This window comes from Sphingobacterium tabacisoli (assembly GCF_017908035.1).
Classification (GTDB): Bacteria; Bacteroidota; Bacteroidia; order Sphingobacteriales; family Sphingobacteriaceae; genus Sphingobacterium; species Sphingobacterium tabacisoli.
Map to the genome: position 1 here is coordinate 280,213 of NZ_JAEQMU010000002.1, position 26,937 is coordinate 307,149.

At 40.9% G+C, this 26,937-nt stretch carries 24 protein-coding genes; 12 read left to right on the forward strand and 12 right to left on the reverse strand.

Features of this window, described 5'->3' with window-relative positions:
• Positions 1–20: 20 nt before the first annotated feature.
• Positions 21–530, reverse strand: a complete 510-nt coding sequence (locus tag JKG64_RS12125; RefSeq protein ID WP_210354586.1) for a DUF4442 domain-containing protein — start codon at positions 528–530, stop codon at positions 21–23.
• 154 nt (positions 531–684) lie between these two features.
• Here JKG64_RS12125 and JKG64_RS12130 point away from each other — a divergent pair, with 154 nt between their 5' ends.
• Positions 685–1,908: an MFS transporter gene (locus JKG64_RS12130; protein WP_210354587.1), complete on the forward strand. Its 1,224-nt coding sequence runs from the start codon at positions 685–687 to the stop codon at positions 1,906–1,908.
• 197 nt (positions 1,909–2,105) lie between these two features.
• On the opposite strand, the gene JKG64_RS12135 is transcribed toward JKG64_RS12130, so the two are convergent.
• From JKG64_RS12135 to JKG64_RS12145, 3 genes are all read right to left on the reverse strand, one after another.
• Positions 2,106–2,741 carry a uridine kinase family protein gene (locus tag JKG64_RS12135; protein WP_210354588.1) on the reverse strand — a complete coding sequence of 212 codons (636 nt, stop codon included), beginning with the start codon at positions 2,739–2,741 and terminating at the stop codon, positions 2,106–2,108.
• A gap of 101 nt (positions 2,742–2,842) precedes the next feature.
• A complete protein-coding gene (locus JKG64_RS12140; RefSeq protein ID WP_210354589.1) occupies positions 2,843–3,772 on the reverse strand; it encodes a septal ring lytic transglycosylase RlpA family protein in 930 nt (309 codons plus the stop codon).
• Positions 3,773–3,781: 9 nt separating this feature from the next.
• Positions 3,782–4,534 (reverse strand): hypothetical protein, encoded by a 753-nt coding sequence (locus tag JKG64_RS12145; RefSeq protein WP_210354590.1) that lies wholly within the window; start codon positions 4,532–4,534, stop codon positions 3,782–3,784.
• Between the two features lie 184 nt (positions 4,535–4,718).
• Between JKG64_RS12145 and JKG64_RS12150 the strand changes: the two genes are divergently transcribed.
• Positions 4,719–6,095, forward strand: a complete 1,377-nt coding sequence (locus JKG64_RS12150) for an NfeD family protein (protein WP_210354591.1) — start codon at positions 4,719–4,721, stop codon at positions 6,093–6,095.
• Here the strand turns inward: JKG64_RS12150 and JKG64_RS12155 are convergent.
• The 6 genes from JKG64_RS12155 to ychF form a co-directional block, all read right to left on the reverse strand.
• The gene (locus JKG64_RS12155; protein WP_210354592.1) at positions 6,081–7,142 is read right to left on the reverse strand and encodes a PA0069 family radical SAM protein; all 1,062 of its coding nucleotides are present in this window, start codon (positions 7,140–7,142) and stop codon (positions 6,081–6,083) included. The two genes, JKG64_RS12150 and JKG64_RS12155, sit on opposite strands and share 15 nt — an antisense overlap.
• Before the next feature lie 32 nt (positions 7,143–7,174).
• Positions 7,175–9,241: a polyphosphate kinase 1 gene (ppk1, locus tag JKG64_RS12160; protein WP_210354593.1), complete on the reverse strand. Its 2,067-nt coding sequence runs from the start codon at positions 9,239–9,241 to the stop codon at positions 7,175–7,177.
• Positions 9,242–9,321: 80 nt separating this feature from the next.
• The gene (locus JKG64_RS12165; protein ID WP_210354594.1) at positions 9,322–9,696 is read right to left on the reverse strand and encodes a hypothetical protein; all 375 of its coding nucleotides are present in this window, start codon (positions 9,694–9,696) and stop codon (positions 9,322–9,324) included.
• Positions 9,697–9,748: 52 nt separating this feature from the next.
• Positions 9,749–10,327, reverse strand: a complete 579-nt coding sequence (locus JKG64_RS12170; RefSeq protein ID WP_133584284.1) for a DJ-1/PfpI family protein — start codon at positions 10,325–10,327, stop codon at positions 9,749–9,751.
• A 66-nt stretch (positions 10,328–10,393) separates the two neighbouring features.
• Complete coding sequence (locus JKG64_RS12175; RefSeq protein WP_210354595.1) at positions 10,394–10,951, reverse strand: NADPH-dependent FMN reductase; 558 nt, start codon at positions 10,949–10,951, stop codon at positions 10,394–10,396.
• Between the two features lie 183 nt (positions 10,952–11,134).
• On the reverse strand, positions 11,135–12,235 hold the full coding sequence (gene ychF / locus JKG64_RS12180; protein WP_210354596.1) for a redox-regulated ATPase YchF: 1,101 nt from the start codon (positions 12,233–12,235) through the stop codon (positions 11,135–11,137).
• Positions 12,236–12,348: 113 nt separating this feature from the next.
• Between ychF and JKG64_RS12185 the strand changes: the two genes are divergently transcribed.
• From JKG64_RS12185 to JKG64_RS12200, 4 genes are all read left to right on the forward strand, one after another.
• Entirely contained in the window at positions 12,349–13,032 is a 684-nt protein-coding gene (locus JKG64_RS12185) for a hypothetical protein (protein WP_210354597.1), read from the forward strand.
• A 104-nt stretch (positions 13,033–13,136) separates the two neighbouring features.
• Positions 13,137–13,613, forward strand: coding sequence for a hypothetical protein (locus tag JKG64_RS12190; protein ID WP_210354598.1), 477 nt, complete (start codon positions 13,137–13,139; stop codon positions 13,611–13,613).
• 194 nt (positions 13,614–13,807) lie between these two features.
• On the forward strand, positions 13,808–14,761 hold the full coding sequence (locus JKG64_RS12195; RefSeq protein WP_210354599.1) for a polysaccharide deacetylase family protein: 954 nt from the start codon (positions 13,808–13,810) through the stop codon (positions 14,759–14,761).
• Positions 14,762–14,969: 208 nt separating this feature from the next.
• Positions 14,970–15,416 (forward strand): DoxX family protein, encoded by a 447-nt coding sequence (locus JKG64_RS12200; RefSeq protein WP_210354600.1) that lies wholly within the window; start codon positions 14,970–14,972, stop codon positions 15,414–15,416.
• A gap of 151 nt (positions 15,417–15,567) precedes the next feature.
• On the opposite strand, the gene purL is transcribed toward JKG64_RS12200, so the two are convergent.
• A complete protein-coding gene (purL, locus tag JKG64_RS12205; RefSeq protein ID WP_210354601.1) occupies positions 15,568–19,242 on the reverse strand; it encodes a phosphoribosylformylglycinamidine synthase in 3,675 nt (1,224 codons plus the stop codon).
• A 168-nt stretch (positions 19,243–19,410) separates the two neighbouring features.
• On the opposite strand from purL, the gene pheT reads away from it, so the two are divergent.
• From pheT to rny, 4 genes are all read left to right on the forward strand, one after another.
• Positions 19,411–21,807, forward strand: a complete 2,397-nt coding sequence (pheT, locus tag JKG64_RS12210) for a phenylalanine--tRNA ligase subunit beta (protein WP_210354602.1) — start codon at positions 19,411–19,413, stop codon at positions 21,805–21,807.
• A 28-nt stretch (positions 21,808–21,835) separates the two neighbouring features.
• Entirely contained in the window at positions 21,836–22,144 is a 309-nt protein-coding gene (locus tag JKG64_RS12215; RefSeq protein ID WP_210354603.1) for a hypothetical protein, read from the forward strand.
• 51 nt (positions 22,145–22,195) lie between these two features.
• The gene (locus JKG64_RS12220; protein ID WP_210354604.1) at positions 22,196–22,486 is read left to right on the forward strand and encodes a cell division protein ZapA; all 291 of its coding nucleotides are present in this window, start codon (positions 22,196–22,198) and stop codon (positions 22,484–22,486) included.
• Between the two features lie 270 nt (positions 22,487–22,756).
• Positions 22,757–24,316: a ribonuclease Y gene (gene rny / locus JKG64_RS12225; protein WP_210354605.1), complete on the forward strand. Its 1,560-nt coding sequence runs from the start codon at positions 22,757–22,759 to the stop codon at positions 24,314–24,316.
• Between the two features lie 69 nt (positions 24,317–24,385).
• Here rny and JKG64_RS12230 read toward each other — a convergent pair whose 3' ends face one another.
• Entirely contained in the window at positions 24,386–24,601 is a 216-nt protein-coding gene (locus JKG64_RS12230) for a VF530 family protein (RefSeq protein ID WP_210354606.1), read from the reverse strand.
• 304 nt (positions 24,602–24,905) lie between these two features.
• Between JKG64_RS12230 and JKG64_RS12235 the strand changes: the two genes are divergently transcribed.
• Both JKG64_RS12235 and JKG64_RS12240 read left to right on the forward strand, forming a co-directional pair.
• Positions 24,906–25,586, forward strand: a complete 681-nt coding sequence (locus JKG64_RS12235) for a response regulator transcription factor (protein ID WP_210354607.1) — start codon at positions 24,906–24,908, stop codon at positions 25,584–25,586.
• A gap of 1 nt (position 25,587) precedes the next feature.
• Complete coding sequence (locus tag JKG64_RS12240) at positions 25,588–26,922, forward strand: sensor histidine kinase (protein WP_210354608.1); 1,335 nt, start codon at positions 25,588–25,590, stop codon at positions 26,920–26,922.
• The last annotated feature ends 15 nt before the right edge of the window (positions 26,923–26,937 follow it).

Sequence of the window (26,937 nt, forward strand, 5' to 3'; positions counted from 1 at the left end):
GCAGTCTGCGGATCGGTTTGTTATAAAGTTTGTTCTAATGTGGACGGATTGTTTTCTCTTTTTAAGACGAAGTCTAAGTTTCGAATGTAAATCTCGTTGTGACAGATGGCACATTTGATACCGTTTTTGTCAAATACAGCAGTTGTAAATGTTTTTATGACCTTGCCTTTTCTTTTGATTTCATCAAAAGCTTCTTCGACGTCTTCATCTGCTAGATAAAGTGAATACTGCAAATCTGTTCTGCCAGGTTTTAGGTATTCGATGCGTGCAGATTTTAACCAGGCGACTGTTTTCTTTAAGCCGTTTGCCTGAAATATCTGATCTAATAGAATGGAGTGTACGGGGTCTAGTGCCGTGAAGATAGTACCACCAAATACAGTTTTGTTGGAGTTGACATTGAGGAAGCTTTTATGGATCTTGACATCGATTCCTTTGAAGTCTCTGTGAACCTGTTTTACCCATATTCTCTGGAAAAAGAAAGGGGGGTAAAACCTAAGCAACCATTTAAGTGAAGACGGATTTAACTTCATACTAACAAAAGTACAATTAAATATAGTTTAAATATTCAAATGGAGATAATATGTTGTGTAAAATGAAATTCTGTAGTAAATTACATCAAATTTAACCGTTTTGTGACTTAACTCGTTACCACCGTTTTTTTAGGATATAATAAAAACACCTTTTATGGATTCCAATAGCAATAAAAATACCTGGTTGTTGATCACGGTCGCTTCATTGGGGTATTTTGTCGATATCTATGATTTGATCATTTTTTCTATCGTTCGTGTGCGCTCGTTTCAGGATATCGGTGTGCCCGAAGAACTGATGCGGGTGAAGGGCGAGTTTGTGCTGAATATGCAGATGGGCGGGTTGCTATTAGGTGGACTGATATGGGGAGTGATTGCGGATAAATATGGACGTATCAAAGTATTATTCGGGTCGATTCTGCTGTATTCTTTAGCTAATATATATAATGGTTTTGTCCATGATGTGACGACCTATGGGATAGTTCGGTTTATTGCCGGTATCGGTCTGGCGGGCGAATTGGGGGCTGGTATTACGCTGGTAAGTGAATCGATGCATCGTAGCAAACGGGGGTACGGTACGATGCTGGTCGCAGGGGTAGGAGTATTAGGGGCTATACTTGCTTATTTTGTCTCCGAATGGTTCGATTGGCGTACGGCTTACTTTGTAGGCGGTGGAATGGGAATTCTGCTTTTAATGATGCGGGTGGGGACCTTTGAATCGGGGCTTTTTGCGCAGGCTGTCGAAAGTAAGCATGTCCAAAAAGGAAGTTTGAAGTTGCTGTTGTCAAATCCTGACCGTATCAAGCGGTATCTCTATTGCTTAGGGATAGGTCTGCCGATTTGGTTTGTCGTTGGTGTCCTGGTTACGCAGGCTCCGGAGATAGGTGTGGCTCTGGGAGCGCCTACAACATTGAGCGCCGGAAAGGGGGTGATGTTTACCTATCTTGGTATTTCGGTAGGGGATTTTATGGCTGGTCTTCTGTCTCAATGGTTGAGGTCCCGGAAAAAGGTTGTTTTCTTATGTCAGGTTTTAATCTTGATCTCCTCACTCTGGTATTTAAATAGCCAGGGTATAGACGAGAGCAAGTTTATGTTCTTGGCCTTTTTTATGGGTATTGGTGTAGGGTATTGGGCTACGTTTGTGACGATAGCGGCGGAGCAGTTTGGAACGAACCTAAGAGCGACAGTGGCTACGACAGCGCCTAATTTTGTAAGAGGAGCGTTGATTCCTTCGACCTTGTTGTATGGTTATTTTGTGGGGTTGTGGGGCATTATACCTGCAGCGATCGTCACGCTTTTATTGTTGACAGGGATTGCCATATTCGCATTGACGCAACTCGAAGAGAGCTTCGATAAAGATCTAAACTACTACGAAGAGTAAGTCTAGCGGTCTGGACATTTTTTACAGCGTTTTCCCCTCTTGTATTTCTTACAGCATTTTTTGAATACGCAACAAGAAAAATCTCCAAAGGGGTTGATACCTTTTGGAGATTCGCAAATTGCTGTATTCGATTCCTCCGGACTTAATATACTTTGCCTATCCATAATGCAAAGATAGTTATTTAGACCAGTTTTAAATTAATGGAATTGTAATATTTCTTTCAGTTCTGTTGAAATGAGGTTGGTCGCATTATTGATGAGTGCCGGGTCGTCTGTATTATTTACAATAACGCGGTCGCAGCTCTCTCTATAAGGGAGTAAATAGGTGTTGTAGGAAGGAACGACGTGGTTGATCCATTTGTACATTACATCATCGTGATCATATCCACGCTCGATAAGATCTCTCTTCAGCCTGCGCTGTAGCGCGATCTCTTCATCAGCATCCAAAAAGATACGGTAATTCAATAAATCATTGATTTCTTGATAATGGAAGATAAACAGTCCTTCTACGATAAGGATAGGTGCGGGTTTTATCTCCAACATTTTAGGCTTCATGCTTGGGTTGTTGAAGGTATATTCCTGTTTGTAGATTGTTTTTCCGTCGAAAAGGTCTTTGATGTCATTAAAAAAAGCCTCTCTGTCGATTGAAGAAGGCACATCAAAGTTGTACAGCCTGTTTTCTTCCTGTGTTTTGGTATTCGCAGGAAAATAATAATCATCCTGCGAAATCAATGTAATCTGGTCTGGCCCAAAATGGTCTAAAAAGCTTTTTAAGAAAAAAGTCTTCCCTGACCCGCTGCTACCAGCGATACCCATTACGTATGGTTTGTCCATTTACTACTTTAAAGTTACGGAAGTTATATAAGTGATGTAAGCTATTAAGGTGTCCTCTATAACTACATAATCTTCGTCACTATTATAACTCTATTTTAAAATTACTCTTGTTCTAAAGGAACACCATAGGTGATCTCCACTTGAAATTTCCTATCCAGTGCTCCGATTGTAGTGGCTACAGATTTAGATAAAACCACGATAGCATCTTGCGTATCTTGATTGTCTCCAAATTTGCCTACAACTTTTGCAAAGGTAACACTTCGATTCATAGGATTAGTAATTTTTAATATAGTTCCTATCGGAGCAGTCTTATGTAGGGCAAGACTAGTCTGTCCATCGCCACCGCCAAGGCTTTCCATCCATACCCCCACACCACGTTCTTTTTTCTCACGGATACCGTATTTATTCGGCTTGAACATAGAGTCGTCAATAGTTTGGTGCTCTTGGATCTCTTGCGGAACTTCTACTACCGCTGGAACCTCAATTTTGGGTTCAGGCTCAGGTAGACTATGGTTAGGTACCTTTAGGATTTGCCCCTCTCTAAGATTTTCTGAGGTCAGACCGTTTACTTTTTTGATGTCATCTACGGAGATCCCAAAACGTCTTGAGATCGCGTAGAGTGTTTCGCTCTTACTTACTTTGTATTCGGTAACTTCTTGCGGATCTATCGATACTTTTTCTGGAGTAGTGTTTTTGTTCTGCGTCCTTTGCTCTTCAGCGACAGCCTTTCCTCTTGGGATTCTTACAGTATCACCTACACGTAGGTTTTTCTTATTATTGGTATTCATGATGTCCTTGACCGGAACACCGTACACCCTGCTCAACTGGTAATATGTTTCCTGGGGAGTCAATTTATGGACGACATACCGTTGTCCATTTACAATTTCGTTTCCTATAGAATCAGGAGCGATGGTCAACTTCACAGTTGCCATATTCTTGGCCTGAATTGGGGCCAATGTGCTTAATCCTAGTCCTAAAGCCAATAAAAACGATAATTTATGATACGATTTAATAGTTTTATTATGCTTCATAGCTTGCAATTATACTAAATACGTTGCAATTTCTTGTTTAGTATTTGATAAAAAGAAAATATGTCCTTTGACTTGAAAATAGGGCTGAGGGATTAATCTGTTCAGGCCTTTTAGTATAATTTTACTGTCAAGTATTTCATTCTTAGTGGATAGGCTCAGGTGTAGATCATAGTGGTCATCCTCTTTTTTATGATAGCACCAAATGAATATCTCTTGATGCGTTTGTAACCATAATTTGTCTTCAAAGGAAAGGGATTCTACGAAATGCGGGAGTTTCCCGTGGAAGGGGACAGGATAGGTAACTGTGTTGTGAGGCAGCTGAAAAGCTTGATCTACGGTGCGGTGTACCGTGCCGTTTTTCAGGTTTATATAATAATCTACGCCTGAAGGTATAGACCGGTGTGCGACTTTAAGCCAGCCCCTGTAAACCTCTTTTAACACATATTCTCGGTAGCTGAATACGATAGATTGGCTAGGAATGTGTAATACCTCGATGCCAGCCTGTATAGGTGATGATGTGCCAAAGCGTTTGAATATTAAATACTCGTCTTGTATGGCCTCTAGTGTCCACTCTTTTTCAGAAGCAGTGTATTTTTCGAGGATACTCTCTCCTTCAAAATTGATTACGCTGAATGAGGGAAGTGTATCTGTGGGGTTTCTATATTCTATAGCCAAACAATTGTTGGAGCAATCGACTTCTATTTTCCATATTGGGAAAGGGAAGTGTTTTTCAAATGCTTTATTAATTGTATATTTATTCATATGTTGTAAATTTGACTATTAATTGCCATGTAACATGTTCTGATTGCTTTGGCTTAGCTTCTTGCAATCAGGCTGGAATATCTAAATTCTTTGTTTGTGGTCGTTTTATGCTCGAAGACACGCATATTATCTGTCTAGGAGCAGTTAGAACACAGATACTCACATTTATTTTAAGATATAATTTATGCTATACAAATTTACAAAATCCATTTTGTTGTTGCTATTTTTTGTTGTTACAGGGGTAGCGGCGGTCAATGGACAGGAGGTATACAAGACGGAATTAAAGGAAGATGTGGGAGCGAATGCCTGGCGGATTATAAAAAAATCTTATGAACAGGCGGTAAAGGAGAAGGCAGATTATTTTTTGGTCGAGATGAATACGTTTGGAGGCGCGGTGAATTTTGCTGACTCTATTCGTAGTCTGTTGCTTAATGCGGAGATGAAGACTGTGGTATATGTGAATAATAATGCGGCTTCTGCAGGTACATTGATCGCACTGGCTTCGGATTATATCTTTATGCATTCGGGGGCTTCTTTAGGAGCTGCAAGCGTGGTCAATCAGCAAGGTGAAATCATGCCTGAAAAATATCAATCCTATATGCGGGGGTTAATGCGGGCTACTGCTGAAGCTAAGGGAAGGGATCCTAAGATGGCGGAGGCTTTTGTAGACCCAAGTATCGCGCTGCCCGCATGGAAAGAGGATGGAAAGATATTGACATTTACAGCATCAGAAGCTGTAAAAGCAAACTTGGCTAAGGCGGAGGTGAAGCGGCTGGAAGAAATCTACACTAGCCTCGATATTGCCGCGCCAAAAGTACAGAACTATGAACGGACATGGGTAGATAGTATCATTGGGCTTTTGGTCAATCCATTGGTCAGTGGCCTATTGATCATGGGGATCATAGGAGGGATTTATTTTGAACTGCAAACGCCAGGTATTGGTTTTGCACTAGGGGTAGCCTTGGTGGCTGCCACTTTGTTTTTCGCTCCCTTGTACTTACAGGGCCTGGCTGATCACTGGGAGATTGCTCTCTTTATACTGGGGGTGATACTGCTGGCATTGGAAGTTTTTGTAATACCAGGCTTCGGTATAGCTGGGGTATTGGGTATTATTTTTGTATTGTGTGGACTTGCATTTTCAATGCTAGCCAATGATTATTTTGATTTTAAGGTATCTCAACCAGGTTTATTGATGAATTCTTTTTTGATTGTTATTGGAGCAATGGTTCTCTCCATAATTTTAATGGTAATATTCGGGAAGAATATTCTCAATACTTCCGCTTTCAAGCGTTTGGTATTGGCCGATGAGCAGCGCGCGGACAGTGGGTATACCTCTTCCGTGCCTAAGGTCAATTTGCTGAATAAAGAGGGGGTTGCTAGGACTGTGCTCCGTCCCTCAGGTAAAATAGAAGTGGATGGGGTATGGTATGATGCGGTTGCATTGGATGGCTTTATCGACGCCGGTGAGGATATTTATGTCGAAAAGCACGAAAACTACAATCTTTTTGTTCGAAAATTAAGCGATCGACCTGCAGTAGCGGAGGTGTCAAAAGAGGCTTAACTGCTGTGCCTGAGATGTGCTTTCTGTGCGTTTAGCATAAGAAAAGGGAACAGTGTTGAGCTTGTTGCGCAGGCAATGCAAGCGGAAGGTGTCCCGGATAATCTCGGATATTTTGCCAGAGCCTTTCATGCGCTGACCGAATACACTGCTATTTACATTTCCCTGATGGCAGCTCTGTATAGCATGCCAGATTTTGTCGCTCCGGTCGGGATAATTTACGGATAACCAGTTATGGAATATATCACCTATCTGCCCATTGAGGCGTACGATGATGTAATTGGCCCATAAGGCTCCGTGAGCCGCCGATTGTTTGAGGATGGCCGGGATTTCATGGTCCGTTAAGCCGGGGATGATAGGGGCGACATTCACACCTACGGGGATGCCTTGTTTACTTAATTCTTCTACCACTTTTAAACGTTGGGAGGCAGTTACTGTGCGAGGTTCTAATTTTTTTCGGGTTTCCTCCGACAGCGAAGTGACGGATACAAATACCTTTATTAAATTCTTGTGGGCAAGGTCGGTTAGGATGTCTATATCCCTTAATATAAGACTGTTTTTTGTGATAATGCTGATCGGTTGTCGCTTAAGCAGTGCAATCTCTAAGATCTTTCGGGTAAGCTGTTTGCTGCGCTCGATAGGTTGGTAACAGTCTGTATTTCCAGAAAGGTGAATAGGTTGGAAATCCCAGCTTTTCCGGCTGATAAAATCTTTAAAGAGCTTGGGCGCATTTTCCTTGACGATGATTTTTCGTTCAAAATCAAGACCAGCACTGAGATCCCAGTATTGATGGGAGTTGCGGGCATAGCAATAGATACAGCCATGTTCACAACCTTGATAGGGATTTGCAGAGTAGCCCATCCCTACGTCAGGACTATCTACCCGATGGACGAGTGTTTTTGCATCGGATGATAGAAAAGAAGTGCGGTTGCTCTCCTCGTGATCAATATCTATGCCCTCGATAAAATAGTGCTCATACTGCTGCGACCTGTACTTGTTGTGCAGATTTATTTGTGCTCCTCGTCCTTTGATTATCATTTTATCCTCCATGGCAGGATAAAATTACTAAAAATATTAGTTATTTAATGAGCTGATTTATTTTTTAGGTATTTATACAGTTCTATTTGGGAGCGGAAAGGTGTATCCTCATTTTTTACATACTCATTATCCAGGTTATTGTTTAGTAAACGTGCCTTTACATTGTCTTTGAGCTGGATTTTCAGCATATCGAGAATATCTGCCTTTAGTTTTTTATCATTGATCTTTACAGCTGCCTCAATACGGTGATCGAGATTTCTCGTCATCCAATCTGCCGATGATATATAAGTCAGGTCTTTACCTCCATGATGAAAATAGAATACACGGGCATGTTCTAGGTATTCATCCACAATACTTATGGCATGGATCGGGTGGATAAACGTCTTTTGATTGACAGCACAGTATATACTACGGACAATCATCTGGATTTTAACCCCTGCCTCAGCGGCTTCGTATATTTTCTTGATCAAGAGCTTGTCACTGAGTGAGTTTATCTTGACGATGACATGTGCTTTTCTGCCTGCCTGTGCTTCTGCGATCTCTACATCAAAGTAATGCATGATGGTGTTGCGCATATCATTGGGGCATACGAGTAGGCCACGACCCATTTTGAGGGATTGCTCTAAGTCTTGTTTAGGGCGTCGCAGGGCGTTGAATATTTTATTGATATCGGCCATTACCGTTCTATTGCTCGTCAATAAGCAATAGTCTCCATACAGTTTTGCGGTTTTCTCGTTGATGTTTCCCGTGCTTACAAAACCATATTGGATTGTTTTGCCATGAACACGCTTTTTGATGATACCGAGTTTTGCGTGGATTTTCTTATTGGGTATACCCAACAAAACTTTGACACCTTCCATCTCAAAGCGCTCTTTCCACTCTAGGTTATGGGTCTCGTCAAAGCGTGCACGGAGTTCCAACATGACGGTTACATCTTTGCCATTACGTACCGCATTGACTAATGCATTTGCCACTTTAGAGTTGGATGCGAGCCGGTAGGCTGTAATCTGTATCGATAATACATCTGGATCCATAGCAGCCTCGCGCAATAGATCAATGACGTGTTCAAATGTGTGATAAGGGAAGGATAATAAGATATCCTTCTTTGTGATTACATCTGTAATGCGGGTTTGATCTGCAAGGTCTGGATGTAAGAATGAGTTGCGTTCCTTCGGTTTATGATATTTCCTGAAAACAGCCGGGAAATTCATGAAATCCTTGAAGTTATGTATTTTTTGCCCCGGAATGATACTGTCTTTTTTTGATATGTTCAGTTTCTTAATCAAAAAATCAACGAGTGTGGCATCCATTTCCTGGTCGAAAACAAACCGTGTTGGTTTTCCTTTTCTTCTACTTTTTACGGCTTTGGCGATTTTGTCTGCAAAACTGGTGTTGATATCGTTGTCAAGGTCAAACTCGGCATCTCTAGTTATTTTGAAGGCGTGTGCCGTGAACTCATCGAATCCAAAGAAAGAGAATATATGGGGCAGATTGAACTTGATAACATCTTCTAATAAGATGACATGTACTTCTTTGTTAGGGCAGGGGAGTAATATAAAACGGCCGACTTGCGCGGTCGGAATTTCTATGACAGCAAATTTTGTTTCATATTGCCAATCCGTCTTTTTCATGGCTACGCCAAGATAGAGCGATTTGTCCCGCAGATAGGGCATGGGTCTCAGGTCATCGAGCAATAATGGGATTACACTGGACTCTACCTCGTCGATGTAGTATTGTTTTACGAAGTGTTGTTGTTCTTCCGATAGCTCCGAGCTGTTCTTTATATAAACCCGTTGTTTGGCCATTTCTTTCTGCACATCCCGCCAGGTGTTATCAAACTTCTTCTGTTGTTTGATGACCAACGTGTTTAATGCATTGAGAATCAATTGTGGCTTTTCGAAGAAAATATTTTTCGCTTCCTTCTCGTCCACAGCGAGAGCCCGCTTCAGACCCGCTACGCGTACTCGGAAAAACTCATCTAGATTGTTAGAGAAAATGCCTAGAAATTTAATCCTTGAAATAAGGGGGACGGTTTTATCTGCAGCTTCCTGCAACACTCTACCATTGAAGCTTAACCAGCTAATATCTCTCGGAACAAATTTACGTGCCATGCCTATTTATCAATTTGATATCAAAACTATACTTCTAGTGTTATCTAAATGTTAATTTTATATGAATAGTGCTTGTTTTTTTACTTTGAACCCATTCTCTTGACAATGTTGATCGCATTATACTGTGCGGTGTCGTAGTAGGGAGCCTCCAGTTGCAGGGTAGTCGGATACGGGGCGTTTTTGTTGAAAAAGAAAATCCTTGTCACACTATTATAGTCGTTGGTAGGAAAGAGGTCGGCGCAGGCTTCGTAATTAGCATTTAATGGGTCTCCCACCGTTACGGCGTAGATACGTACGATTCCACCTTTGTTTTGCTCATTACGAACGAATGCGACTTCTGCAAAATCTCCAGGTATGTCTTTCATCGATGGTTGACTGAAAGAATCCCAGATTAAATAACCTAAAATTAGAATAATGGGTATGGCGATAAACCATACCCTTTTGCTTTTTTTCATTTGTACTCTATTGTCTGTTTAGATAAACGTTTAACGAATTAAGTGTTTATGATTATAAGTTGATCGTAATGTTCAGTAGTTTGTAGAAATCACGAAGTATAGTTTGATGGCCTGGCCAAGCTGGAGAGGTGACTAGATTGCCATCTACTACAGACTGATCGGCAGGTATGTTTTTCCAGGTACCACCAGCAAGTTCAATATCTGGTCCTACAGCGACGTAAGCGGTCAGGGTGCGGCCTTTTAATACCTTGGCTGTCGTGAGTACCTGTATGCCATGACAGATAGCTGCTACTGGCTTATTTTTTTCGAAAAAGTGTTGTACGATCTCAATTACACGCTTGTTCAGACGGATATATTCTGCAGATCGACCACCAGCGATGTAGAGCCCATCATACTCTTCGGGATTGACCTGGTCAAAACTCTTATTGATTACAAAGTTGTGTCCTCGAAGTTCTTTATAGGTCTGGTCTCCTGTAAAGTCATGTACTGCCGTAGGGATGGCGTCGCCTTTATTTCGATCTGGAGCAATAGCGTCTACTTCAATACCAATAGATCCCATTGCTTGAAATGGAACCATAGCCTCATAATCTTCCACATAATCGCCTACCAAGAGTAATACTTTCTTTGCCATAGCATTTTATTTTTTAATGTTCTTTATTATTGTTTAAACAATCAACATGTTCTAAAGTTTTTTGACTTACGGGGTTAATCGCTCTGCCATCAACCGTTTTGTTTTCCTGACCTTGGCCTCCAATTGACTACGGAGAAGCGGAGTGGTAACTCCTTTGCCTTCCTCAAAGTTGACGTTGAATTCGGGTAGGGAGAATGTTTCCAGCACTTCGGCACCATCAAATGGCATGCGTTCGGTTGCAATCTGTAATACGGACTGCCCACCACGTCGTCCCTGACTGGTCGCTAGCAGAAAAACAGGCTTTCCGTTATATATCTTTCGGCCTTTGATCCGGGAAGTCCAATCGACTAGATTTTTGTAACCCACATTATAGTTGCCGTTGTTTTCAGCGAAGGAGATGAGAATCAAGTCCGCATTGTCTATCTTTTCTGCAAAATGAAGTGCTTCATTTGGGAGGCCTATTTCCCGCTCCTTGTCTTTGGAGAACAGAGGCATTTCAAAGTCATTCAGATCAATTATTTCAATAACGTCTTCTTTCTCCTTATAATACTTGCTTACGGAAGTTGCGAATTTTTTATTGATGGAGTCTGAACTGTTACTCGCGCCAAAAACTAATATTTTCATTCTGATAGTTTAATTATTAAATAGGTAGAGGCACCCTATAAAAATAAGGTGGCACTGGTACCATTTTTCTGACTACAATTTAAGAATAATTTTAGATAAAGAAGACTGTAAACCTCGATGTCTATAATAATAAAAGGGAGCTACCTCTACGGTGCTCCCTTTTATTATTATATAGCGATGAGCTTATACGTTAAAACGGAAGTGCATGATGTCACCATCGGCAACGATATAAGTCTTTCCTTCTACAGCTAGTTTTCCGGCTTCTTTGACAGCAGCTTCAGAACCATAGTGTACAAAGTCTTCGTATTTAGTTACCTCTGCACGAATAAAGCCTTTTTCGAAATCCGTATGGATTACACCTGCAGCCTGAGGGGCAGTATAGCCTTTCTCTATTGTCCATGCTCTTACTTCTTGCACTCCGGCAGTAAAGTAAGTGGCAAGATTCAATAAGGAATAAGCAGCGCGGATAAGCTTATTGACGCCAGACTCTTCAAGACCTAGGTCGTCCAAGAACAGTTGGCGCTCTTCGTAGCTTTCCAATTGTGCAATCTCAGATTCGATTTGAGCAGATATGACTAAAACCTCTGCATTTTCATCTTTAACGGCTTCTTTTACACGATCCACATAGGCATTGCCTGTATTGACAGAACCCTCGTCTACGTTACATACATAGAGTACCGGTTTTACAGTCAATAAAGTAAGGTCTTCGATATATTCAAAATCCTCTTCACTGATAGGTGAGGTACGAGCTGATTTGCCTGCTTCTAAGTGTTCTTTTATAACGGAAAGGATTTCAAAAGTCTTTTTAGCGTCTTTATCGCCTCCTGTTTTAGCCATTTTTTCGACTTTCTGAATACGTTTCACAACGGTATCAAGGTCTTTTAATTGCAATTCGGTGTCGATGATTTCTTTGTCGCGGATAGGGTCTACTGAGCCATCTACGTGGATGACGTTGCCATCATCAAAACAACGCAATACGTGGATAATCGCGTTTGTTGTACGGATATTACCCAAGAACTGGTTTCCCAATCCCTCTCCTTTAGAAGCACCTTTCACTAATCCGGCAATGTCGACAATTTCAATAGTGTTCGGAACGATCCGTTGTGGATTTACAAGTTCGGCCAATTTAGTGAGGCGTTCGTCAGGAACGGTGATAACACCTACATTGGGTTCGATTGTACAAAAAGGAAAGTTCGCTGCTTGTGCCTTTGCATTGGACAAACAATTGAATAATGTTGATTTACCTACGTTCGGTAGGCCTACTATACCACATTGTAAAGCCATGAGTCTTGCTGAAATATTTAAAATTTGCACAAAGATAGAAAATTTAGTGTAAGAAAAAGTGTATTGTAATTTGCTTTCTTTGCTTATTTTTACCGTGCAAATTATTACTTACTATGAGAATATTTTTTACTTTGTTAGGCACGCTTGTGTGCTTTGCTGTTTCTGCTCAAAAAAAGCTGGATCACAAATTTAGTTTCGGGATGAACTATGTCGTCGGAAGCTCAGAAAACCGTAACTACGATAGCTGGAGTGATGCCATTGAAGATGACTATTTGAGTTTAAAGTTTGATTATGTCGCTAGCTTCAAGTTAAACCAGTTTATTTCGGTCGGTCCAGGTATTGGGATACGTCATTTGGTTTCTTTGGACGAGACCTCTAGTGATCGTTCCGTAAATACAAATGTATTTGGCTATTCATCCAATACCATTTCTAACTATTTTGCTATTCCGGTTTTTGTAAATTTTAATGCCCGCTTTATCGATAAAAAGGTAAGCCCTTTTCTGTCTGTTTCAACGGGATATTCTTTTGCCCTTAATGATAGTGATATCGAATTGTACGATATTAGTTCTGGCGCACGGGATAATTTTACCTCTAAAATGAAGTCGGGCTTCATTGCGAATGCACAAGCGGGTGCGAATGTTCGTTTTCGTAATGGCATGAACATCTCAGCAGGACCTTATTTTGAATTTCAGCCTACCTCGATTGTCCGGACGAGTGACGCAGGTAGTAGGTGGACCAATGATAAGGTAAAACGCAACCTGTATCATATCGGTCTCCAGGTCGGCTTTGCTTTTTAGATAACATTAATTTTACATCTTTTAACAGTTTCTCTGTTAATCTTTTTCCTTAGTTGTATGTCCTAACATATAACTAAGGAAAAAGAAGAATAAGGAGGATTGTTATGAAAAGATGTTTTTACTTATCGCTATTATTTATTGGACTCGGGTTTTCTCAACCCAGCCAAGCACAGGTCAGTGTCAGTATTAATATTGGCAGTCAACCGTTATGGGGGCCTGTAGGTTATGATTATGTACGGTATTACTATATGCCGGAAATTGATGTGTATTACGATGTGGCGAGTCGGAAATATACGTATTACCAAGGTAATAAATGGGTTACTAAATCGAAGTTGCCCGGACGCTACAAACATTTTGATGTCTATCGTACCTATAAGGTGGTACTCAACGACCCTTCGCCTTGGCGTTACCATAACAACCACCGTCGGCATTATGGACATTATGCGCACAATCATACACAGGTGATATTGCGTGACGGCGACCGGGGAAGGCATGGAAGACATGAAGACCGGTATAGCAAAAAATCCCATAAAAAACATAAGGAGTCTAAGCATAATGGACGAAGAAATTGGGATGATTAGTGTCCTATTAGTTGTAGTTTAAGTTTGTTTGGAAGCCCCTAAGCCTGATGGTTTAGGGGCTTTTTAGTTCACGTGGAATTTTGGTATATAATTTGTTTCAACTCTTTTAGAAAACACAAAAAAATATACTTTGAATTAAGATATTTGTTCTAATTTTGTGGAATATTTAGGGTAATCGTTAATTGTAATAATACATGATGAAGAAAGGTAGAGGGTTAGCTTTTCTAGTTGGAGCTACTCTCCTAGGAGTGTGGATGAGTTCTTGTCAAAATTTGTCTTCGGCAGCTTTGGGCCACGTGAACCGGGATTCGATTGAAGGAATCGGACAAGAAGAAATCGTACAGATCAAAAAGCCGTTGTTGCTTGATAAGTGGGATTCCTTACAGAAGAATCAAATACACTTTGTTGTAGATACCCTAAAACCGATAGATATTAAAACACAGAAGAAGATGTTGAAAGACTCTCTTCGTCGTGAATTTGATAAACAACCTAAACACGTCTTTTTGACATTTGACGATGGTCCTTTGGTAGGAAGTGCAGCGATAGATTCGTTGGCAAAGGCGAAGAATATTAAAGTCAATGTTTTCTTGGTTGGCCGTCATGCTAGTGTGATCAAGGGGCGTAAACGTGATTTGGCGAACTACGAGAAAAATCCTTTGGTCGCTTGTTATAATCACAGCTATACGCATGCTTATAATAAGTATAGTCATTTCTATAGTAACCCTGTTACTGCATTCGAAGATTTTGAGAAAAACGAGAAAGAGCTTAATCTTAAGCATAAGATAGTGCGCCTTCCAGGGCGTAATATCTGGATATATGATAATGTCCGTAAGATTGATTTGCAAAGCGGCGCCAGTACGGCGGATATGCTATTTGCAAATGGCTATAAGATCTACGGTTGGGACGTGGAATGGCGGATCAACAGTTTGACCGGAGTGCCTGTCCAATCATTAGAGTCGGTCTACGGAAAGATGCGTAATTTCCTGAATTACCAAAGTTCTATGACTCCCAATAATGTGATTCTATTGATGCATGACGATATGTTTCAAACGAAGAAAGGACAGCAGCAGTTAGCAGGTTTGATCGATAGCCTCAAAAAAGAGAACTACCATTTTGAGTTTATGCAGGATTATCCTATTAAATACTAATACTGTAGTTTTTACATTTTATCTGGAAGGCTCAAAAAAACGCTGAAACTCGTTTTTTTGAGCCTTTTCTCATAGAATATATCCTGCTAAAATCCGTGAGAACGCCTTTGGAGGGGGCGGATTTTGCGTAGAGCTTTCATAACATACAACTTTCTTTCTAAAACTACGTTATACTATAAAATATACCAATTTTAGAAAGGAGGTCTTTATGAACCTAATTCACAGTATTGAACATTGGGGAGATCGTCATCATCCACAATGGTTAGACTATTTTAGAATAGTATTAGGTATTATTATCCTTGCCAAAGGGATTAGTTTTGTCAACGATCAGGAAGCTGTACGGCGATTGATTGAGCAAACGAATTTTCAATTATCTATCTGGGGGGCAGTGCACTATGTTGTTTTTACCCATTTGGTAGGTGGATTATTTATCATTTTTGGTTTTCAAACGAGATTAGCGGCCCTGTTGATATTTCCAGTGGTGGTAGGGGCGGTCTTTTTTGTTAATATCACTAGGGGATTTAGTTTCCTCAATTCCGAGCTATGGTTGTCGGTAGTGGTTTTGGTCTTGCTGGCTGTCTTTATGATAGTTGGCTCCGGAAGATTTTCGCTAGACCATATGATGAATAAGCCTGGCTATCGTCGGTCTATTTAAAAAAAAAGGGCTGTATCAAAAGTAGACTTTCTCGTCTTTGCGAGGAAGTATGACGAAGCAATCTGTATTTTAAGTAAGTTAGATTGCCACACCATCGTTCCTCAGGTTCGTAATGACGAGAAAGTCTGCTTTTCAGACAGCCCTTTTTTAGTTATTTTTTGTTGCTTTCGCACCAAGTTTTAGCATTAACGAATGCCTCTAGCCAAGGGGTAACCTCGTCTTGACGGCCATTCGGGTAGTGCGCCCAGTTCCATTGGAATGTCGAGCGTTCGATATGTGGCATCGTGACCAAGTGGCGGCCTGTGGTATCACATAACATCGCTGTATTGTAGTCGGATCCGTTTGGATTGTGCGGATACTGCTCATAAGCATATTTAGCCACAATCTGATAAGCAGATTCTTCTTTTGGTAAGTTGAATTTTCCTTCGCCATGCGAAATCCAAACCCCTAAGGTAGAACCCGCAAGGGTTTTTAGCATGATCGAGTTGTTCTCCTGAACTTTTACCGATACGAAGTTTGATTCGTGCTTAGCTGAGGTATTGTGCAACATTTTGCCATGAACATCGTGCTCTGGATTAACCAGCTCTAGCTCCATAAACAATTGACAGCCGTTACATATTCCGACAGACATAGTGTCTGGACGGGCGAAAAAGTTGTCTAACGCTTTTTTCGCTTTCTCGTTGTATAAGAAAGCACCAGCCCAACCTTTTGCCGAACCTAATACGTCCGAGTTGGAGAAACCACCAACAGCACCGATAAATTGTATGTCTTCTAGTGTCTCACGTCCTGTTATTAAATCGGTCATGTGCACATCTTTGACATCAAATCCAGCAAGATACATGGCATTTGCCATTTCTCTTTCTGAGTTGGATCCTTTTTCGCGGAGGATAGCAGCTTTAGGACGCGCTCCCGATGCATTTATAGCCGGTTTTTTACCGTTAAAGTGTGGAGGGAAGGTGAACTGTAGAGGTTGGTTCTTGTAGTTGTTATAACGCTCTTGCGCCATGCCGTTTTTCGACTGCTTTTGGTCTAGTAAGAACGATGTTTTGTACCAAGTGTCGCGAGTTTCAGTCACGCCAAATGTAAATACATCTGCATTGTTTTTGAAACTTACTGTATCACCTGTGATGACTTCACCTATTTTCACCGCTTCTACACCCGCAGTTTGGAAAGCAGCTTCTAAAGCGGCATTGTCTTTTGCCTGTAGTACGACAGCAATGTTTTCATTGAACAACGCTTTTACCGTATCTACTTCGCCTAAGCCAGATAGATCGTAGCTCGCAGCAAGGTTTACATCGGCAAATGTCATTTCGAGTAATGTGGTTACCAAACCACCAGAACCGATGTCGTGACCTGCTTCGATTTGGCCATTTGCGATCAATTGTTGTATGGTATTGAATGCTTTTTTGAAATAAGCGGCATCCTGTATCGTTGGTACTTCGGTGCCGACTTTGTTTAAAATCTGTGCAAATGAAGAACCACCCAGTTTAAAGGTATCTTTAGACAGGTTGATGTAATAAATCGCGCCACTTTTCTTCTTCAATACTGGCTCTATCACTTTATTGATGTCTGTACAGTTTCCTGCAGCAGAAATAATAACGGTTCCCGGTGCGATGACATGGTCTCCGTTAGGGTATTTTTGCTTCATCGAAAGGGAGTCTTTTCCTGTAGGGATGTTGATACCCAGTTCGATTGCGAAATCAGAACAAGCTTTTACTGCTTTGTAAAGACGAGCGTCTTCACCTTCATTATTACATGCCCACATCCAGTTGGCCGATAGGGAGATTCCTTCGATACCATTGATGATAGGAGCGAATACGATATTTGAAAGTGCTTCACCGATTGCTGTCTTGCTGGCAGCGGCAGGATCAACCAATGCGGCTACAGGCGAGTGGCCTACAGTGGTAGCAATACCTTCTTTGCCTTTGTAATCCAGTGCCATCACACCAACGTTGTTCAATGGCAACTGTAATGGACCGGTACATTGTTGTTTGGCTACGCGACCACCCACACAACGGTCTACTTTGTTTGTTAACCAATCTTTGGAAGCTACAGCCTCTAATTGTAATACTTGGTTGACATAAGTAGGTATTTCCTGAGTAGTGTAGGAAAGATCCGCATAGTTACGTGTGATGGTGTTGTCCCGCATGATTGTTTTAGGAGATGATCCGAAGAAATCTTCTAAAGCATAATCCATTGGTTTTTCACCTGTGGTTTTCGATTCAAATGTAAAACGGTTGTCGCCTGTTACATCACCTACGGCATACATTGGCGAGCGCTCACGGTCAGCAACACGTTTTAAAGTGTCAATATCTTTTTCAGCAATTACCAAGCCCATGCGCTCTTGGGATTCGTTGCCAATAATTTCTTTTGCAGAAAGGGTAGGGTCTCCTACAGGTAGTTTGTCTAGATCGATCAGACCACCGGTTTCTTCGACAAGCTCTGATAGACAGTTTAAGTGTCCACCTGCTCCATGATCGTGGATCGATACAATAGGGTTGTTGTCGGACTCGACCATGCCACGTACGGCATTGGCCGCTCTTTTTTGCATTTCTGGATTCGAACGCTGTATAGCATTCAATTCGATACCCGAGCCGAAAGCACCAGTATCTGCAGAAGATACAGCAGCTCCGCCCATTCCGATACGGTAGTTTTCTCCACCTAGAATAACGATTTTATCACCCACTTTTGGCGTGTGTTTTTTCGCTTGGTCTAGCTTTCCATAACCAACACCGCCAGCCTGCATGATTACTTTATCATAACCTAACTTGCGTCCTTCTTCTTCATGTTCAAAGGTCAATACTGAACCTGTGATGAGTGGCTGTCCAAATTTATTTCCAAAATCTGAAGCTCCGTTGGATGCTTTGATTAAGATGTCCATTGGTGTTTGGTATAGCCATGGACGTTCTTGCATTCCTTTTTCCCAAGGGCGGTCTTGCAATAAACGCGAGTATGCTGTCATGTAGATGGCCGTACCAGCTAGGGGAAGAGCTCCCTGTCCACCAGCCAATCTATCGCGGATCTCACCACCAGATCCTGTAGCAGCACCAGAAAACGGTTCTACTGTAGTCGGGAAGTTGTGTGTTTCCGCCTTGACTGATAATACAGAGTCGAAGTCTTTCTCTTCGTAAAAGTCAGGTTTGTCTGCCGATTTAGGGGCAAACTGGGTTACTCTAGGACCTTTGACGAAAGCGACATTGTCTTTGTAAGCAGATACAATATCATTCGGGTTGGTCTCTGATGTCTTTTTGATTAACTTAAATAGTGATGTAGGTTGTTCTTCTCCATCAATAATAAAAGTACCATTGAATATTTTGTGACGGCAGTGCTCGGAGTTGGCTTGCGAAAAGGCAAACACCTCGGAGTCGGTCAGTTTGCGTCCTAGCTTGGTCGATAGGTTGTTTAAATACGCTACCTCTTCTTGATTTAATGCAAGGCCTTCTGTCTTGTTGTAGGCATCGATATCATCGATATCTATAATAGGCTCTGGCGTAATATGTATGGTGTACATATCCTGCGTCAGGGCTTCAAACTTTTGAGAAATCATAGGATCGAAGTCATTGAAATCAGCTGGTACAGACTGAAATTCTTCGATACGGACAATTCCTTCAATGCCCATATTTTGTGTGATCTCTACGGCATTGGTACTCCAAGGTGTAACCATGGCTGCGCGCGGACCTACAAAGTAGCGGCTTAAGGTTTGTTCTTCTAGCTTTTTGGCATCGCCAAATAACCAGTTTAGTTTAGTAATGTCTTCTTGTGATAAAGAGTTTACGCTTTGAACACCGTAGATGGTATTCGATGGGTTCTCAAAGAAATGAATCATTATATAATGTTGGGTTTTGAACGTTCTTCAACTTAAAGTACAAAGTTACGGAATATTTTAAAAAGCAACTAGCAAAAAGTGCTTTGTGAATAAATCGGAGTTGTTAACAATATTTCATTATTTTCTAGTCAAAAGCCTATCTTTGTAACACTTAAAAACTATTTAATAATGAATATTTCTTACAATTGGCTTAAGAATTACCTCGATATAGAAAAGACTCCGAATGAATTGTCCCTGATTCTGACCGATATAGGTCTGGAAGTAGAGGCTGTAGAGAAAATACAATCTATTCCTGGTGGGTTAGAAGGATTAGTGGTAGGAGAGGTGATTTCGGCCGAGCAACATCCTAATGCGGACAAATTACGTGTTACAAAAGTGGATGTTGGTACTGGTACAGCCTTGGATATTGTGTGTGGAGCGCCTAACTGTCGTGCAGGTCTTAAAGTAATCGTCGCTACGGTGGGTACAACCTGTCACCCGACTTCGGGCGAACCTTTTAAGATTACAAAGTCCAAAATCCGAGGTGAAGTATCCGAAGGGATGTTGTGTGGTGAGGATGAAATCGGGCTTGGTAGCTCGCATGCGGGTATTGTAGAGTTGCCGGCAGATGTTAAAGTAGGTACTTTGGTAAAGGAATTTTACCAAATGGAAGACGACTATTGCTTTGAGATTGGTCTGACTCCTAACCGTGCAGATGCAGCCTCTCATTTGGGGGTAGCACGCGATTTGGCTGCTTATTTCCGTAAGAGCTATACGCTTCCTGATGTAAGTAGTTTTGCAACGCCTGCCGCAGCAAGTACTGCAACAGTAGAAGTTAAGAATACAGAGGCATGTCCAAGATATTCCGGAGTACGTATCTCGGGAGTTAAGGTTGGAGCATCGCCAGACTGGTTGACAGAAAAGTTGAATGCTATAGGTATTCGCACGATTAATAATATCGTTGATATCACGAACTATGTACTACATGATCTGGGACAACCGTTGCATGCATTTGATGCAGCTAAGATTTCTGGGGATAAGGTAGTCGTACGTTTGGCCAATGAAGGAGAGCTTTTCACGACATTGGATGGTGTAGAACGCAAACTATCTGTTGAAGATTTAGTGATTGCCGATGACAGCAAGCCGATGTGTATCGCTGGTGTTTTTGGAGGTGAGTATTCGGGAGTTTCGGAAGATACGACCGAGATTTTCTTGGAGTCTGCTTATTTTAATTCGGTTTATGTCCGTAAAACGGCTAAACGCCACGGGTTAAAAACTGATTCTTCGTTCCGTTTTGAACGTGGTACGGATCCTAATATCACTGTATTTGCTTTGCAACGGGCAGTACTTTTGATCCAGGAGATTGCAGGTGGTGTAGTTAGTTCGGCTGTATCGGATAATTACCCTAATCCTATTGCTCCTTTTGCGTTTGATGTAGATTGTAAGAATGTACAACGCTTGATCGGTAAAGAAATCCCAGCAGCGGAGATTAAAGAAATTATTGAAGCTTTGGGAATCGTTATCACTGCCGAAAATGAACAAGTATTGTCAGTAGAGGTTCCTGCTTACAAAGTTGATGTAACGCGTGAGGTTGATGTGACTGAAGAGGTGCTGCGGATTTATGGTTATAATAATATCGAATTAAAGAGTCAGATTCTAGCATCTTTGAATACACAGGAGAAGCCGGACAAGGAAGTCGTGTTGAATCAAATTGCTGATTTGTTAATTGGCAATGGTTATAGAGAGATTCTTTCCAACTCGTTGACCAAGTTGTCTTATGTAGATGACGAGTCTACAGCGGTGCGTCTGTTGAACCCATTAAGTTCGGATCTCGATACGATGCGCCAGAATTTGGTTTACTCGATGTTGACGGCGATGTCCTATAATCAAAAGCGTAAAGTTACCGATCTGAAGTTTTTTGAATATGGTAAGACTTACCATCTTTTGGATGAAGGATATAGTGAGCGTCAGCGGATGGTGCTAGGTGTCGTTGGTAACAAGTCTAAAGAGCAATGGAATGCAACAAGTGGTACAGTGAGTTTCTATAATTTAAAAGCTGCTGTAGATATGATTGTGAAGCGTCTAAAAGTCGACGGGCTACAGGTTGTGGAGACTGCTAATGTTAATCTGGCGTATGGCCTGGACTACATGAAGGGACAGAAAGTGCTTGTTTCTTTGGGTGCTGTCGCTACTGAGGCATTGAAAAAAGCGGATGTCGATGGCCAGGTCTACTATGCGGATTTTGATTGGGATTTGGTCATTCGTTCGATACGTAAAAACGAGATTAAATTTAAAGAGGTTTCTAAATACCCTGCAGTACGTCGCGATTTGGCGCTGTTGCTGGATGATTCGGTTACTTTCGAGCAGTTGAAGAACGTAGCGTTGAAGTCAGAACGCAAGCTATTGAAAGCAGTTAATATTTTTGATGTTTATAAAGGCGATAAATTGCCAGAAGGTAAAAAGTCTTACGCTTTGAGTTTTACGATTCAGGACGAAGAAAAAACGCTAAATGATAAACAAATTGATAGCATTATTCAAAAATTAATTGTTAACTTTGAGAAAGAGACTGGCGCTGTAGTGCGATAGTTTTATTAATTTAATTGCGAGTTATTATATGGCATCATTATCAACACAAATGAATCTTATCGTTGAGAAAACGAAGAATCTAATTCAAATGTGTGAAGCTTTGCAAGAGGAGAACGATCTTTTGAAATTGGAATTGCAGTCTGTTCAGGTTGCATTTGATACCAGTTCTGAAAAAGTTGGGCAGCTGGAGGAAAAGATTAAAGCTATGGCAGTTGCTAAATCTTTGGAAGAGGCAGATATTGATAAAAGTGCCATAAATGAAAAAATACTTGACACAAAACAAAAAATTAACGATTTTGTGCGAGAAATAGACAGATGTATCACCTTATTAAAGTAATCCATTTAGAGGGATTTTAATTCGGGGTAGTACATTATAAAGCTCATAAAAATGGGAGAGATTTCCATAAAAATAAATATCGCTGATCGGGTTTATCCTTTACGGGTTACCACTGAAGAGGAAGAAGTAATCCGTCATGCAGCGAAATTGATAAATGAAAAAATGAAGGAATTGCAGGATAATTATGCAGTTCGTGATAAACAGGATTTATTGTCCATGTGTGTATTGCAGTATGCTACGGGAATGATCAAAGCAGAGCGTAGTGCGCAGGACCAGGATTTGGGACTGGAACAGTCCGTTCACGAATTGGATACCATCTTGACTGATTTCTTTAAGAAATAAGTTTCGTTCTTTATATTATAGAGCTTTAACAACGGATTTGCCGCAATTAAATTCGGGTTGTCACTATTTTAAACTTAACGCTTCAATATCACGAGCAAAAAAAAGATGTAGGCCATTTTGCATATTTGCCATCTAGGTCATGATCATACGCTCAAATCATGTGAAATCGAAGTTTAATAATACATGATACCTGTCAATTTAATTGCGGTTTTTTTTTGAGAAAAAATAAAATGAAAACACACAAAAACTAAATAATATATACTAAATAACATGGAGTTATCTATAACAATTTCAATTATAATATCTCTTTTAATCGGGGTTGCAATTGGGAGGTTTTTATTGCAATTACTTTTTAAAAAGCAAGAGAAGACTGCTAGCGAGAAGGCAGAGAGTATCGTAAGAGAAGCTGAAAAGCAAGCAGAACATACTAAAAAACAAAGACAATTAGAAGCAAAGGAGAAATTCCTTCAGTTGAAAGCCGAACACGAAAAAGAGGTTAATCAACGTAATAATACCATTGCTCAGAAGGAAAACTCAATCCGTCAAAAAGAGCAGTCGCTAAACCAAAAGCTGGAAAGCATCAACCGTGATAAACAGGAGCTTGATAATAAAGCTAAAAAATTGGATCAGTTGACCGAGATGAACGAGAAGAAGAGCGAAGAGGTAGATCTATTGAAAAGCCAACATATCCAACAGTTAGAGACGATTGCAGGCCTTACCGCTGACGAAGCACGTGAGCAGTTGGTAACTTCGTTGAAAGAAGAAGCTCGTTCGCAAGCTATTATTCATATTAAAGATATTGTTGACGAGGCGAAATTGACCGCTTCCAAAGAAGCTAAAAAGGTTGTTATCCAAACTATTCAACGTACAGCTACGGAGTCAGCTATCGAGAATACGGTTTCTATTTTTAACATTGAAAATGATGAGGTTAAGGGACGTATCATCGGTCGTGAAGGACGTAATATTCGCGCTTTGGAAGCAGCTACTGGTGTTGAAATTATCGTAGACGATACACCGGAAGCTATTATTTTATCTGGATTTGACCCGGTACGTCGCGAGATCGCGCGTCTAGCTTTACACCGTTTGGTGACGGATGGACGTATTCACCCTGCACGTATTGAAGAGGTTGTAGCGAAAACACGTACACAGATCGAAGATGAGATTGTTGAGATCGGTGAGCGTACAGCAATAGATTTGGGTATCCACGGCCTTCACCCGGAGTTGATACGTATGGTAGGACGTATGCGCTACCGTTCGTCTTATGGACAGAACTTATTGCAACACTCTCGTGAGGTAGCGAATTTCGCTGCGACGATGGCTTCTGAGCTTGGGTTGAACGTGAAACATGCAAAACGTGCCGGATTATTACACGATATTGGTAAGGTGCCTGATGACAACCCTGAATTGCCACACGCAATACTCGGTATGCAGTTGGCAGAAAAATATAAAGAACACCCAGATGTGTGTAATGCTATAGGTGCACACCATGATGAGATTGAGATGACAGCGATGATTTCGCCAATTGTTCAAGCCTGTGATGCGATATCAGGTGCCCGTCCAGGAGCTCGCCGCGAAGTGGTGGAAAGTTACATCAAGCGTTTGAAAGAGTTAGAAGCATTGGCACTATCTTATCCTGGTGTGGAGAAGACATTTGCAATCCAAGCAGGACGTGAACTACGTGTTGTGGTAGAGAGTGAGAAAATATCGGATGCACAGTCAGAGATATTAGCTGCGGATATTTCTAACCGTATCCAAACGGAGATGACTTATCCTGGGCAGATCAAGGTGACGGTAATACGGGAGACACGTTCGGTGTCTTATGCGAAGTAAGAAAATAAAATGATTTTATAGAAAGCCTCAAAATTTTAATTTTGAGGCTTTTTTGTTGGATATGTAGTGTTAGTACAGTTTCTTGATATATAATTGTTCTACTTTCTCCCGCGCCCAAGCGGTTTTTCTTAAGAAGGTGAGGGAAGACTTGATGCTTGGATTTTCATTAAAACAACGTATTGGTATGATACGGCCCAATTCTTTCCATCCATAATACTCGACAAGTGCCTCTAGAATGAAGTCTAATCTTTTGCCATGTAGCGGATTATTTTTTTGTTCTTGCATAATGGACAAAGATAACGACTTGTTCTTTCGGTCTAACGGTTACATGTAAAAATAATTTAGCTATAGCCAATATCCTCTAATTCGGTTATATCAAATCTGCGCAAGGCGATGAACGGTAGTGTTATTTAGATACATATACAAGAAGGGAGTATAAAGAATAGCTTTGACTTTGGAATGTGTTGATGCTCGATCTTTATTACGTCGCTTAAATTTCAAGAACTGAAATTAGAAATCCATTAGAAATCTTATTTGTACTGATTTATGGATTAATTATTGATAATTTTGTTCTTATTCAAGAAGACTTATGCAGATACTAGTTGTAGAAGATGACAAACGAATCAGTGATTTTTTGATAAAGGGGCTGGAAGAGAATGGCTACTTGGTCGTGCTGTGTAAGTCTGCAGAAGAGGTCCTGGATTCTTATCTTGGGATCTCCTGGGATCTGATTATTTTGGATGTAATGCTGCCACAGATGGATGGGATCCAGCTGGCGCAGGCCTTGCGATACAAAAAAATATTCGCTCCTATCTTGATGCTTAGTGCGTTGAATAGTGTGCAGGACAAGGTGTCTGCGCTAGACTATGGGGCAGATGATTACATCACAAAGCCTTTCCATTTTGACGAATTACTCTCTCGAATTAGGGCGCTGACCCGCCGTACGCAGTACCAGCAGCAGGAAGTGCCCGTCAATGTGCTGACATATGGCAGTCTTTCGGTCGATATGAACCAATATATCGTATCTAGAGAGGGGAAAGCTATTGACCTATCACCCCGAGAGCTCAAACTACTACTGTATCTTATCGAGAATAAGGACCGTACGGTGACACGTATACAGATTCTTAATGCGGTGTGGGGAATTACGTTCGATAATCAGACCAATGTAGTGGATGTGTATATTTCCTATTTACGGAGCAAGATCGAACAGGGACAAGAAAAGTATATCTATACCGTAAAAGGGATAGGTTATATGTTTAAGACTATTTAAGATGAAGTTAAAGCATAGGCTTTCTATTTATTCGGTCTTTATATTCAGTGTAATCACACTGATTATCTCTACGATGATCTATATCTCTTTCTATGCTGTTATGGAGCGGAAAGAGCGGGAGTCCCTGGAGAGTAAGTCTCTATTGGCCGCAATCTATTACCTGGAACAGGATGAGCTTTCTTTTCTCGAACATGAGAGTATCAAGAACCAATTGTTAAAGACAATTTCCCGAAAAAATATTATTCTGTTGGATAAGGATAATAAACGTTTTAATGGAGATATGCCTGCTGTGGAGGCAATCGATTCGGCTTTTATGGATAAGGTTCGTAAGGAACGAATAGCACACTTTGTTACCCCTGATTTCTTTTACAACGGTAGGTTTTATGAGGATAACCAGGGCGATTTTGTGGTAGTCACACGCGAATCGAAAGAAGATTTTAAGGAGCAGATGGGGTCTCTTTTACAGATTTTAGTGATCATTTCATTGTTGGGGATCATCTCTATTTTTATCGTGTCCCAGTATTTGGGGACGGTGGCTTATGAACCTATCGTACGTATAATAAATGAAATCAAAAGGAAGGACACTAAGAATTTTAATGAGCCTATTGTTTTGAAAAAGAGCTATTACGAAATAGATGATCTGATATTGACCTACAATCATTTTGTGGATCGGATAGCGCAGACTTTTAATGTGCAAAAGAACTTTATTGATTACGTATCGCATGAGTTGCGGACACCTATCACAGCCCTTTTAGGGACCCTGGAGGTAACCAAGAGCAAAAAACGTACGGTAGAAGAGTACGAAGCGGTGATTTCTCAACTCAAGCAATATACGACCGATCTGCAGGATACGTTGGACAATATGGCCCTGTTGTCTGGAGCGAAAACTTCATTCGAATTTAGCATGTTGCGTGTGGATGAGATTATATGGTCGGTCATCGAGAATGCCGTGCTCTACCATCAGGCTAAGGTTGAGGTGGAGATGGAAGTACAAAATAACGAGCTTCTGAGTTTTGAAGGTAACGACAAATTATTGGAGTTGGCAATAGGTAATCTGCTTGAGAATGCCTTGAAGTATTCTAATAATGATGTGGTAAAGGTTACTATTAAAGAGAATAAGGGGCGATTGGTAATATTACTAAAAGATAAAGGTATAGGAATATTACGGGAGGATATCTATAATATCAAACAGAATTTCTTTCGCGGACAGAATGTACGAGGTTATCAGGGGAAAGGAATAGGGCTATCAATGGCTAATGTGATATTTCAATTGCATCGAATAAACTTGGAAATCGAAAGTGATACCTCGGGAACGACCATTATACTGACTTTCTAATCTACTTCTAATCTA

Excerpts from the sequence above, each read along its gene's own strand:
- JKG64_RS12240 (WP_210354608.1), top strand. The coding sequence starts at position 25,588 with ATGAAGTTAAAGCATAGGCTTTCTATTTATTCGGTCTTTATATTCAGT.
- ychF (WP_210354596.1), bottom strand. The coding sequence starts at position 12,235 with ATGGCTTTACAATGTGGTATAGTAGGCCTACCGAACGTAGGTAAATCA.
- pheT (WP_210354602.1), top strand. The coding sequence starts at position 19,411 with ATGAATATTTCTTACAATTGGCTTAAGAATTACCTCGATATAGAAAAG.
- JKG64_RS12150 (WP_210354591.1), top strand. The coding sequence starts at position 4,719 with ATGCTATACAAATTTACAAAATCCATTTTGTTGTTGCTATTTTTTGTT.
- JKG64_RS12170 (WP_133584284.1), bottom strand. The coding sequence starts at position 10,327 with ATGGCAAAGAAAGTATTACTCTTGGTAGGCGATTATGTGGAAGATTAT.
- JKG64_RS12165 (WP_210354594.1), bottom strand. The coding sequence starts at position 9,696 with ATGAAAAAAAGCAAAAGGGTATGGTTTATCGCCATACCCATTATTCTA.
- JKG64_RS12190 (WP_210354598.1), top strand. The coding sequence starts at position 13,137 with ATGAAAAGATGTTTTTACTTATCGCTATTATTTATTGGACTCGGGTTT.
- JKG64_RS12235 (WP_210354607.1), top strand. The coding sequence starts at position 24,906 with ATGCAGATACTAGTTGTAGAAGATGACAAACGAATCAGTGATTTTTTG.
- JKG64_RS12215 (WP_210354603.1), top strand. The coding sequence starts at position 21,836 with ATGGCATCATTATCAACACAAATGAATCTTATCGTTGAGAAAACGAAG.
- JKG64_RS12200 (WP_210354600.1), top strand. The coding sequence starts at position 14,970 with ATGAACCTAATTCACAGTATTGAACATTGGGGAGATCGTCATCATCCA.
- JKG64_RS12175 (WP_210354595.1), bottom strand. The coding sequence starts at position 10,951 with ATGAAAATATTAGTTTTTGGCGCGAGTAACAGTTCAGACTCCATCAAT.
- JKG64_RS12185 (WP_210354597.1), top strand. The coding sequence starts at position 12,349 with ATGAGAATATTTTTTACTTTGTTAGGCACGCTTGTGTGCTTTGCTGTT.
- JKG64_RS12195 (WP_210354599.1), top strand. The coding sequence starts at position 13,808 with ATGATGAAGAAAGGTAGAGGGTTAGCTTTTCTAGTTGGAGCTACTCTC.
- ppk1 (WP_210354593.1), bottom strand. The coding sequence starts at position 9,241 with ATGGCACGTAAATTTGTTCCGAGAGATATTAGCTGGTTAAGCTTCAAT.
- JKG64_RS12140 (WP_210354589.1), bottom strand. The coding sequence starts at position 3,772 with ATGAAGCATAATAAAACTATTAAATCGTATCATAAATTATCGTTTTTA.
- JKG64_RS12230 (WP_210354606.1), bottom strand. The coding sequence starts at position 24,601 with ATGCAAGAACAAAAAAATAATCCGCTACATGGCAAAAGATTAGACTTC.
- JKG64_RS12220 (WP_210354604.1), top strand. The coding sequence starts at position 22,196 with ATGGGAGAGATTTCCATAAAAATAAATATCGCTGATCGGGTTTATCCT.
- JKG64_RS12155 (WP_210354592.1), bottom strand. The coding sequence starts at position 7,142 with ATGGAGGATAAAATGATAATCAAAGGACGAGGAGCACAAATAAATCTG.
- rny (WP_210354605.1), top strand. The coding sequence starts at position 22,757 with ATGGAGTTATCTATAACAATTTCAATTATAATATCTCTTTTAATCGGG.
- JKG64_RS12125 (WP_210354586.1), bottom strand. The coding sequence starts at position 530 with ATGAAGTTAAATCCGTCTTCACTTAAATGGTTGCTTAGGTTTTACCCC.
- JKG64_RS12145 (WP_210354590.1), bottom strand. The coding sequence starts at position 4,534 with ATGAATAAATATACAATTAATAAAGCATTTGAAAAACACTTCCCTTTC.
- purL (WP_210354601.1), bottom strand. The coding sequence starts at position 19,242 with ATGATTCATTTCTTTGAGAACCCATCGAATACCATCTACGGTGTTCAA.
- JKG64_RS12130 (WP_210354587.1), top strand. The coding sequence starts at position 685 with ATGGATTCCAATAGCAATAAAAATACCTGGTTGTTGATCACGGTCGCT.
- JKG64_RS12135 (WP_210354588.1), bottom strand. The coding sequence starts at position 2,741 with ATGGACAAACCATACGTAATGGGTATCGCTGGTAGCAGCGGGTCAGGG.